Below are 8,692 nucleotides of genomic sequence, written 5' to 3'. Positions count from 1 at the left end.
TCCACCGACGTCACCGACCGGCTGCTCCGCGGCGCCGACTTCGCCGAGACCGCGGACGTGATCGTCGCGAAGGCGGCGGAGATCACCCAGGCCGACGCGGGGTTCTTGCTGCTCCGCGCGGACGGCGGGCCGGACGGTGGTCCGCAGCTGACGGTGCGGGCCGGCTACGGCGACGGAACCGAACGGTTCCTGGGCTGCCGGTACGGTCTGGACGGCGCTCGTGCCGCGCTGCTCACCGGCGACGGCGCTTCGTGCCGCTTCGACGGGGGAAGCCAGCCGTTCGTCGCGCTCGACCACGCTCCGCCGCCGGACCGGTATCTCGGACCCGGCGCGCTCGTGCCGCTCTCGTCCGGCGGCCGGGTCGTCGGCGTGGTCTCGGTGGTGCGGGAGGAGGGCCGGCCGGCGCTCAGCGACGCCGACGTCCGGATGCTGCAGGCGTTCGCCGGGCACGCCGCACTCGCCGTCGAGTTCAGCCGGGCCGCAGCCGACCGGCAGCGGCTCGCCGTCCTGGAGGACCGCGACCGAATCGCCCGCGACCTCCACGACCTGATCATCCAGCGGCTGTTCGCGGTCGGGCTGGGTCTCCAGGGAGTGGGCGCGATGGTCGGCCGTCCCGAGGTCGCCGACAAGCTCAGCGCGTTCGTCGACGACCTGGACGACACGATTCGCGACGTCCGGAAGACGATCTTCTCCCTGCAGGAGCCGCCGGACCGGCCCAGCGGGCTGCGTGGCGAGGTTCTCCGGGTCGTCAACGCCGCAACCGACACGCTGGGGTTCGAGCCACGTCTGCGGCTCGATGGGCCGCTCGACGCGGCGGTGCCGGACGCGATCCGCCCGGACCTGCTGGCCGTGCTCGGCGAGGCGCTCACGAACGTCGCCCGGCACGCCCGAGCCGGGAGCGCGGACGTGGAGGTGGGTGTCGACACCGCCGCGGGCACCGTGACGCTCGTCGTCAGCGACGACGGCGTCGGGCCGAGCGCCGACGACCCAACCGGCCACGGCACGGTGAACATGGCGACCCGCGCCCGCCGGCTCGGCGGGGAGTGCCGCCTGGAGGGCGGCAGCGAGCGGGGTGCGCGCCTGGTGTGGTCGGTGCCCCTGCGTCTCGCCGACTGACGACCGTCCGGGGTCATCGGGCGGGCGTCACCTCGCCGCGCGGTACGGCCGGGCTCTCGTCGCGGTCCGGCCCGGCGGGCTCGGGCGCATCCTCGGCGGGCGCCTCTCCGTCCTCGGCCCCGGCCGGGAGGACTGTCCTCTCTGCGGCGGCCGGATCCTCGGCGGCCGGATCCTCGGTGGCCGGACGATCCTCTGTGCTCGGTGAGCCGCCGGCGTTCGGGGGGCCGTCCGCGGGCCGGTCGTCGTCCGGCTCCGGTGCGGGTTCCGGGGTGGGGCGCGCCACCCACGTCGACACCGACGGAGACGCGAGCAGCGTCACGACCAGTACGTGCACCGCGGCGGCGATGACGTACAGGGCCAGTCCGCCGATGCCGGCCGATCGGGTGGCGTCGCCGGCCAGCTCGCCCGCGGCCACCTCGACGGCGAGCGCGATCGCGTAGACGCCGGGCGGCACCAGGACGAGCGTCGCCATGCCGAGCCCGAAAGCCAGCGCGCGGATCGCACGGCTGCCGGTGCGCCGGGTGGTCACCGCGGCGGCGAGGAACACCAACTCGGCCGAGGCCGTGACCGCGGCGAGGACGGCGGCGGCCACCAGGTACGGCTCCGGGTCGTCCCGGGGGAGTGCCCATTCCGGGTACGCGATCGCGGCGCGGGCCCGCAGCACCAGCACCGCGGCGGCGGTACTCAGGGCAACCGTGGCGCCCAGCAGGAACGCCGCGATAGTCACCGCGCGGCGTCCGCGGCGGCTGTGCTCCGGACGGCGGAACCCCGCGAGGTAGCGCCGCGCCGACGGAGTGGCGAGGGCGGCGGCCGCGACCGGCAGCGCCAGCAGGACCAGCAGCGCGCCCGGGAGGCCGGCGGCGGGGAACAGACGGGCGCCGAGCGACAGGTTGTCCTCGGTGAGCAGGACCAGGTCGGTGACGCAGAGAGCGGCATTCACCACGACCGCGAGCGGGCCGAACACCCAGAGCACCGTGCGACCACCGGGGCGCCCGGCCGCGGCCTGCACCCCGGCCCACGGCACCGCGATCGGAACCAGCGTGACCCCGGCCAGCACGGTCAGCGACAGCAGGCCGATCCAGACGCCGCCGGACGAGTGTCCCAGCAGGTCGGAGGCCATCCACAGCAGGAACGCCGTCCACTGGACCAGCACACCCGCCATCCCGGCCCGGGACGCGAACCGGGCCACCCGGACGGTCCAGGGTGGCTCCGGCGGTAATCGGTCCGGAATGGAGGCAGTCGGCATGGCACCGTCCTACCGCACGGCGTCCACCACCGGGAGCACCGGTGTGCCATCTCGCAGGCGGGAGCCCGGTCGCGGGGGGCAGAGTGGGCCTCATGGCCGAGCACCCCGTCCCCAGCCCGTTGGCGCGGCACCTCGTCCGGGGTGCGTACGACACCCACGTCCACGTCGCGCCGGACATCATGGAACGCCGCATCGACGACGTCGGCCTGGCCCGGCGCCTGGCGGAGGTCGGTCTGGCCGGCGTCGTGCTCAAGTCCCACTACGCCCCGACCGCCGAGCGCGCGCAGGTGGTCCGGGGTGTCGTCCCGGCGGTGAGTACGCTGGGTGCGATCACCCTCAACGCGTCGGTCGGTGGCCTCAACCCGGTCGCGGTCGAGGTCGCCGGACGTCAGGGCGCGCGGATCGTCTGGCTGCCCACCGTCGACTGCGCCAACCAGCGGGCGAGCCGAGCGCAGGCACCGGCCGGTGCGGCGCCGCCGATGTGGGCGCAGGTCCAGGACGAGCTGGCCGAGGCCGGGATCCTGGCGCCGGCCATCGCGGTGGTGGACGACGACGGCCGGGTGGTGCCCGCGCTGCGCGACGTGCTGTCGCTGGTCGCGAAGCACGACATGGTGCTGGCCACCGGGCACCTGTCCGGAGACGAGATCGTCGCGACGGTGGACGCCGCGGTCGACGCCGGGGTGCGGCGGATCGTCGTCACCCACCCCGAGTTCACGTCCCAGCGGGTGCCGGTCGAGGTGCAGCGACGTCTCGCCGCCCGCGGCGCGCTGATGGAGCGGTGCTTCACCACCCCCTACACCGGCAAGGTGGCGTGGGAGACGTTCTTCGCGCACATCCGTGCGGTCGGCCCGGAGCACTCGGTGCTCTCCAGCGACCTCGGCCAGCCGTTCAACCCGCCGGTCGAGGACGGTCTGGCGCTGCTGGCCGACCAACTGCTGGCGAACGGCTTCACCGAGGACGAGGTCCACACGATGGCCGTCGACAACTCCCGCCGCCTGGTGGGCCCGCCCTCCGGCGCGGGTAGCGTTGTGCACTTCGGCCGGTCATAGGTTGCCGAAGTGCACAACGCCCGAGCGACGTCGCGATCAGTGACCCAGCGCGTCGAAGCTCGTGGCCACCACGTACGGCCGCCACGCCACCGCCTTGCCGGCGCGGTGCGCTGCCAGCACGGTCATCGAAAGCGCCCCGACCGCACCCAGGACGCGGATCGCCCGCTCGGGCTCAGCGTCGGCGTCGACCCCGAACGCCTCGAACACCGTCCGGCCGATCCGCTCGTGGCCCGGCTCCAGCGGCTCGGCCGACCCGGTCGACGTCGCGCTGACCAGGTACGACACCATGCCCGGCCGAGCGAGGGCCTGGTCGACGAGCGTCTCGATCACCCGCCGGTCCCGAGCCGGCCCCATCGGTTCGCCGGCGACGGCGTCCAGTACCTCGGCGGCGAGCGCAGCACTGTGCGCGACGACGGCATCCCGCAGCGCGTCCTTCGTCGGGAAGTAGTGCAGGAGTCCGGCCTTGGACATGCCGACGGCGTCCGCGATCGCCTGCACCGAGGTCTGCGCGTAGCCGTAGCGCGCGAACAGCGTCGCCGCCCGATTGAGGATGCCTTCGTCGATCTGCTGCCGGAAAACTCTCGCCACTTCTTCATCTTACGGAGGTCCGACCATTGCGGTAGCTTTGCCGACCAGAATGGTCGGTAACCGGTAGAGGAGCAGCGAGATGGCCGGGAGAATGGAAGGCAAAGTCGCCTTCGTGACGGGCGCTGCGCGCGGACAGGGCCGCAGCCACGCCGTGCGGCTGGCGCAGGAGGGCGCGGACGTCCTCGCGGTCGACGTCTGCGCGCAGATCGACTCGGTGCCCTACGCGATGGCCACCGAAGCGGATCTCGTCGAGACCGCCCGGCTGGTGGAGGCGCTCGACCGCCGCGTGGTGACCCGGGTCGCGGATGTGCGGGAGCGCGCGCAGCTGGCGGCCGCGGTCCAGGCCGGCGTCGCCGAGTTAGGGCACCTGGACGTCGTGGTCGCGAACGCGGGGATCAGCCCGATCGGCAACTCGGTGCCGGCGATCGGCTGGTTCGACACGGTCTCGACCAATCTGGTCGGGGTGATCAACACGCTGGAGGCGGCGTTCCCGCACCTCGGGGCGGGTGCCTCGATCGTCGTCACCGGCTCGATGGCGGCGTTCATGCCCGGTGCCGTGGACTCGGCCGGCCCCGGCGGTGCGGGTTACGCCCACGCCAAGCGGGCGGTGGCCCGCCTCGTGCACGACCTGGCGCTGCAGCTCGCGCCGCTGTCGATCCGGGTCAACGCCGTGCACCCGGGCAACATCGCGACGCCGATGCTGCTCAACGACATGATGTACCGGGTCTTCCGGCCGGATCTGGAGAACCCCACCCGGGAGGACGCCGAGCCCGCGTTCGGCTCGATGCACAAGCTGCCGGTCAACACGCTCGACCCGGTCGACATCAGCGAGGCGGTGCTCTACCTGGCGTCCGACGCGGCCCGGTACGTGACCGGCCAGCAGCTCAGGGTCGACGCCGGCGCGCTTCTCCCGGTCACCACGGCCAACGCGCCCGGCTGACCGTCCGCGCCCTGGGCGTTGCACGCTTCGAGCCGTTATACGGGATCAGAGGTGTGCAACGCCTGGACCACGCCGCCTAGGGCCGCGCGGACCGCATCGCCTCGAACGCCGGGATGAAGAACGCGACCTGGTACTCGACGACCTGCGCCCGCTCGACCTCCGGATGCGCGAGCCACCACCGTCCGAGCTGCTCGACGCCGCCGGAGATCGCGTGCGCGAAGGCGTCGATCCGCTGCGGGTCGACGTGCGGCAGGTGCGTCTCGACGAGATCCGCGATCAGGTTCGCGGTCCGGAACCGCTCGCGGAGCAGGTCGTCGGCGAGCGGCCCGGTGAGTACGCCGTTCGGGCTGAACAGCAGCCGCCATCGGTTCGCGTCCCGCTCGAGCAGCGCGTAGTACGCGTCGAGGCCCCGGGTGAACTGCTCCACCGGGTCGTCGCTGCTCTCGAACGCGGCGTGCAGCGCCTCGTTCAGCGGCACCCGCGCCCGCCGGACGCAGGCCAGGTAGATGCCTTCCTTGCTGCCGTAATGCTCGTAGACGACCGGCCGGGTGATGCCGGCTGCCCGCGCGATGTCCTCGATCGAGGTCCGCTCGTAGCCCGCGCCGAGGAACAGTTCCTCGGCGACGTCGAGCAGTTGCTGCTCGCGGGCCGTCCGGGTCATGCGTCGTCGGCGGGGTGGTTCGCCCTCGGCCACGGTCGCCGCCTTTCTCGCCGAAGCGCTTCCCAGCCTACTTAACGACCGGTAACTTACGCGTCGTAAGTTACGGCGGCCGGTGGCGAGCACGCCCCGACCTGCGCGGTGATTCAGCGAGGAGCCAGGCGTGGGATCGTCCGATCAGTACCAGATTTCCGCCACCTGCGTGGCGCCGACCGAGGAGAGAGCCCGGCTCACCGACCTGCGGGCCAAGGCCCCGGCGTCGCTGGGTGCGCTCTTCCTCGACCGGGTCGAGCAGACGCCGGAGGGCGAGGCCTACCGCCGCCCGGACGGTGCGGGTGGCTGGCGGTCGCAGACCTGGGCCGAGACCGGGCGCGCGGTGAGCGAGCTCGCCGCCGGCCTGCTCGACCTCGGACTCCGCCCCGAGGACCGGGTGGCGCTGATGTCCGCGACCCGCGTCGAGTGGATCGAGGCCGACCTCGCGGTGGCCTGCGCCGGTGGCACGACGACGACCGTGTATCCGACGTCGACGCCGGAGGACGTCGCGCACATCCTCACCGACTCCGGGGCCCGGTTCGCGGTCGTGGAGACCATCGCTCACCTCGCGCTCGTGCTGGAGTCCCCGCTCGAGCGTGTGGTGCTGATCGACGGCGAGCCGCCGCGCGACGAGCCCCGGGTGGTGACGCTGGAGGACCTGCGCGCCCGGGGTCGTGACGTGCTCGCCGAGCGTCCCCAGATCGTCCTCGACGCGACCGCAGCGGTCGGATCCGGGCAGCTCGCAACGCTGATCTACACCTCCGGCACCACCGGCCGCCCGAAGGGCGTGCGGCTGACGCACGAGTCCTGGGTCTACGAAGGCCTGGCGATCCAGGCCATGGGCCTGATGAAAACGGACGACCTGGCCTACCTCTGGCTGCCGCTGGCCCACGCGTTCGGCAAGACCCTGCTCGGCGGGCAGCTCGCCGTCGGCCACGCGGCTGCGGTGGCCGGTGACGTCACCAAGATCATCGACAACCTGCCCACCGTCCGGCCCACCGTGATGCCCGCCGTGCCGCGCATCTTCGAGAAGGTGTACGCCGGCGTCAACGCGATGATGCGGGAGCAGGGCGGCGCGAAGGCGCGCCTCTTCGACTGGGCGGTCGACGTCGGTCGTCAGGTGTCCCGGGCCAAGCGGCGGGGTGACCGGCCCGGGCCGCTGCTCGCGCTGCAGCACGCGGTGGCCGACCGGCTGGTCTCGGCGAAGGTCCGGCAGCGGTTCGGCGGCCGGATGCGGTACTTCATCTCCGGGGCCGCGCCGCTCTCCGGCGACATCGCCGAGTGGTTCGACGCGGTCGGCCTGCTGGTGCTGGAGGGCTACGGCCTGACCGAGACGTCCGCGGCGTCGTTCGTCAACCGGCCGGACCACGTCGAGTTCGGGACGGTCGGCTTACCGCTGCCCGGCACCGAGGTCGCGCTCGACGGCGACGGCGAGATCCTGGTCCGCGGCCCGGGCGTGATGGAGGGGTACCACGGCCTCCCGGACGCGACCGCCGACACGCTCACCGGCGGCTGGCTGCGGACCGGCGACATCGGCGAGGTCACCGCCCGCGGTTCGCTGAAGATCACCGACCGCAAGAAGGACCTGATCAAGACGTCCGGCGGAAAGTTCGTTGCCCCGCAGACGATCGAGGTCCAGTTCAAGGCGCTCTGCCCGCTCGCCAGCGAGATCGTCGTCCACGGCGAGGGCCGCAACTACGTCAGCGCGCTGGTCGCCCTGGAGCCGGACGCGGCGGCCGCCTGGGCCGCGACGCACGGCCTCGCCGGAGCGTCGCTCGCCGACATCGCCCGGTCGGAGGCCCTGCACACCGAGATCGCCGGCTACGTCGAGCAGCTCAACGCCGGGCTCGGCAAGTGGGAGACGATCAAGAAGTTCACGGTGCTGGAGCGTCCGCTGACCGTCGAGGAGGGCGACCTGACGCCGTCGCTCAAGCTCAAGCGCCGGGTCGTCGAGCGACGCCACGCCGACCTGCTGGACGCGCACTACACCAGCTGATGAACGTGATATTCATCTGCAGGTGATCGCACCCGCCGTCGACCTGTTCCTGCTCGCCGGGGTCGTCGACGACGCGCACGGGGACGCGCGCGGCGACGACCACGGGCAGGCGCTGCGGAACACCGTCGACTACGCGGTCGCCGCGGAGGAAGCGGGGTTCGACGGCGTCTGGCTCGCCGAACACCACTTCCTGACGTACGGCGCCTGCCCGTCCGCGGTCGCGCTGGCGTCGTACGTCCTCGGCCGCACCCGCCGGATCACGGTCGGCACCGCCGCCGCGGTCCTCCCGGCCCGCCACCCGGTCGCGCTCGCCGAGGAGGCCGCACTGTTGGCCGCGGTCGCCGACGACCGGTTCGAGCTGGGGATCGGCCGGGGTGGACCGTGGGTCGACCTGGAGGTGTTCGGCACCGGGCTGCCCCGGTTCACCGACGGTTTCCCGGACTCGGTCGACGTGCTGCTGCGCTGGCTCTCCGGCGCGGCCACCGTCGGCGCCGACGGGCCGCACCACCGGTTCCGGCCGGTGCGGGTGGTGCCCCGGCCGACCCGTCCGCCGCGAGTCCGGATCGCAGCGACCTCGCCGGCCACCGTCGACCTGGCCGCCGCGCGGGGCCTCCCGCTGCTGCTCGGCATGCACGCGGCGCCGGCCGAGCACCGGGTGCTGCTCGACCGGTACGCCGCGGCGTTCGGAGCCGCCGTGCCGGGCCCCGCCGTCGCCCACCTGGCGTACGTCGGGGAGACGGTCGAGCAGGCCCGCGCGGCCGTGCGCCCGGCGCTGCTGGCCTGGCTCGCGCGCACCGCGGAGTACGTCCGGATCGACGGCAGCGTCGGCCGCACCGATCCGGTCGCCTACGCCGACCGGCTGCTCGACCTGCACCCGGTCGGCGATGCCGACCTCTGCGTCGAACGGCTGCGCCGGTCGGCCGAGGTCACCGGCGCCGGACGCCTGCTGCTGGCGGTCGAGGCGGCAGGGGACCGGCAGCGGACGCTGGAGTCCATCCACCGTCTCGCCGCGGACGTCCTGCCGGGTGTCAGCGGGTGGCTCCGCACCGCCTGAGGTCGCCGCCTC

General features: G+C 73.5%; 8 protein-coding genes. 5 read left to right on the top strand and 3 right to left on the bottom strand.

The window, feature by feature from the left end; all coding sequences use genetic code 11:
• On the top strand, positions 1 to 1,116 hold a 1,116-nt coding region (locus ABEB28_RS37450; protein ID WP_345733038.1), incomplete at its 5' end, for a GAF domain-containing sensor histidine kinase.
• A gap of 13 nt (positions 1,117 to 1,129) precedes the next feature.
• Here the strand turns inward: ABEB28_RS37450 and ABEB28_RS37445 are convergent.
• Positions 1,130 to 2,362 carry a hypothetical protein gene (locus ABEB28_RS37445; RefSeq protein ID WP_345733037.1) on the bottom strand — a complete coding sequence of 411 codons (1,233 nt, stop codon included), beginning with the start codon at positions 2,360 to 2,362 and terminating at the stop codon, positions 1,130 to 1,132.
• Between the two features lie 92 nt (positions 2,363 to 2,454).
• Between ABEB28_RS37445 and ABEB28_RS37440 the strand changes: the two genes are divergently transcribed.
• Positions 2,455 to 3,411 carry a DUF6282 family protein gene (locus ABEB28_RS37440; protein WP_345733036.1) on the top strand — a complete coding sequence of 319 codons (957 nt, stop codon included), beginning with the start codon at positions 2,455 to 2,457 and terminating at the stop codon, positions 3,409 to 3,411.
• A gap of 36 nt (positions 3,412 to 3,447) precedes the next feature.
• Here ABEB28_RS37440 and ABEB28_RS37435 read toward each other — a convergent pair whose 3' ends face one another.
• Positions 3,448 to 3,999 carry a TetR/AcrR family transcriptional regulator gene (locus tag ABEB28_RS37435; RefSeq protein ID WP_345733035.1) on the bottom strand — a complete coding sequence of 184 codons (552 nt, stop codon included), beginning with the start codon at positions 3,997 to 3,999 and terminating at the stop codon, positions 3,448 to 3,450.
• 79 nt (positions 4,000 to 4,078) lie between these two features.
• On the opposite strand from ABEB28_RS37435, the gene ABEB28_RS37430 reads away from it, so the two are divergent.
• A complete protein-coding gene (locus tag ABEB28_RS37430) occupies positions 4,079 to 4,939 on the top strand; it encodes a mycofactocin-coupled SDR family oxidoreductase (RefSeq protein WP_345733034.1) in 861 nt (286 codons plus the stop codon).
• A gap of 76 nt (positions 4,940 to 5,015) precedes the next feature.
• Here the strand turns inward: ABEB28_RS37430 and ABEB28_RS37425 are convergent, their stop codons facing one another.
• Positions 5,016 to 5,633: a TetR/AcrR family transcriptional regulator gene (locus tag ABEB28_RS37425; protein ID WP_345733033.1), complete on the bottom strand. Its 618-nt coding sequence runs from the start codon at positions 5,631 to 5,633 to the stop codon at positions 5,016 to 5,018.
• Between the two features lie 166 nt (positions 5,634 to 5,799).
• Here ABEB28_RS37425 and ABEB28_RS37420 point away from each other — a divergent pair, with 166 nt between their 5' ends.
• Positions 5,800 to 7,626 carry an AMP-dependent synthetase/ligase gene (locus tag ABEB28_RS37420; protein ID WP_345733040.1) on the top strand — a complete coding sequence of 609 codons (1,827 nt, stop codon included), beginning with the start codon at positions 5,800 to 5,802 and terminating at the stop codon, positions 7,624 to 7,626.
• Between the two features lie 22 nt (positions 7,627 to 7,648).
• Entirely contained in the window at positions 7,649 to 8,680 is a 1,032-nt protein-coding gene (locus tag ABEB28_RS37415; protein ID WP_345733032.1) for an LLM class flavin-dependent oxidoreductase, read from the top strand.
• Positions 8,681 to 8,692 lie beyond the last annotated feature (12 nt).

This window comes from Cryptosporangium minutisporangium (assembly GCF_039536245.1).
GTDB lineage: Bacteria > Actinomycetota > Actinomycetes > Mycobacteriales > Cryptosporangiaceae > Cryptosporangium > Cryptosporangium minutisporangium.
Note: the sequence above shows the minus strand (reverse complement) of the source record. Positions and strands in the feature narration are given on the sequence as shown.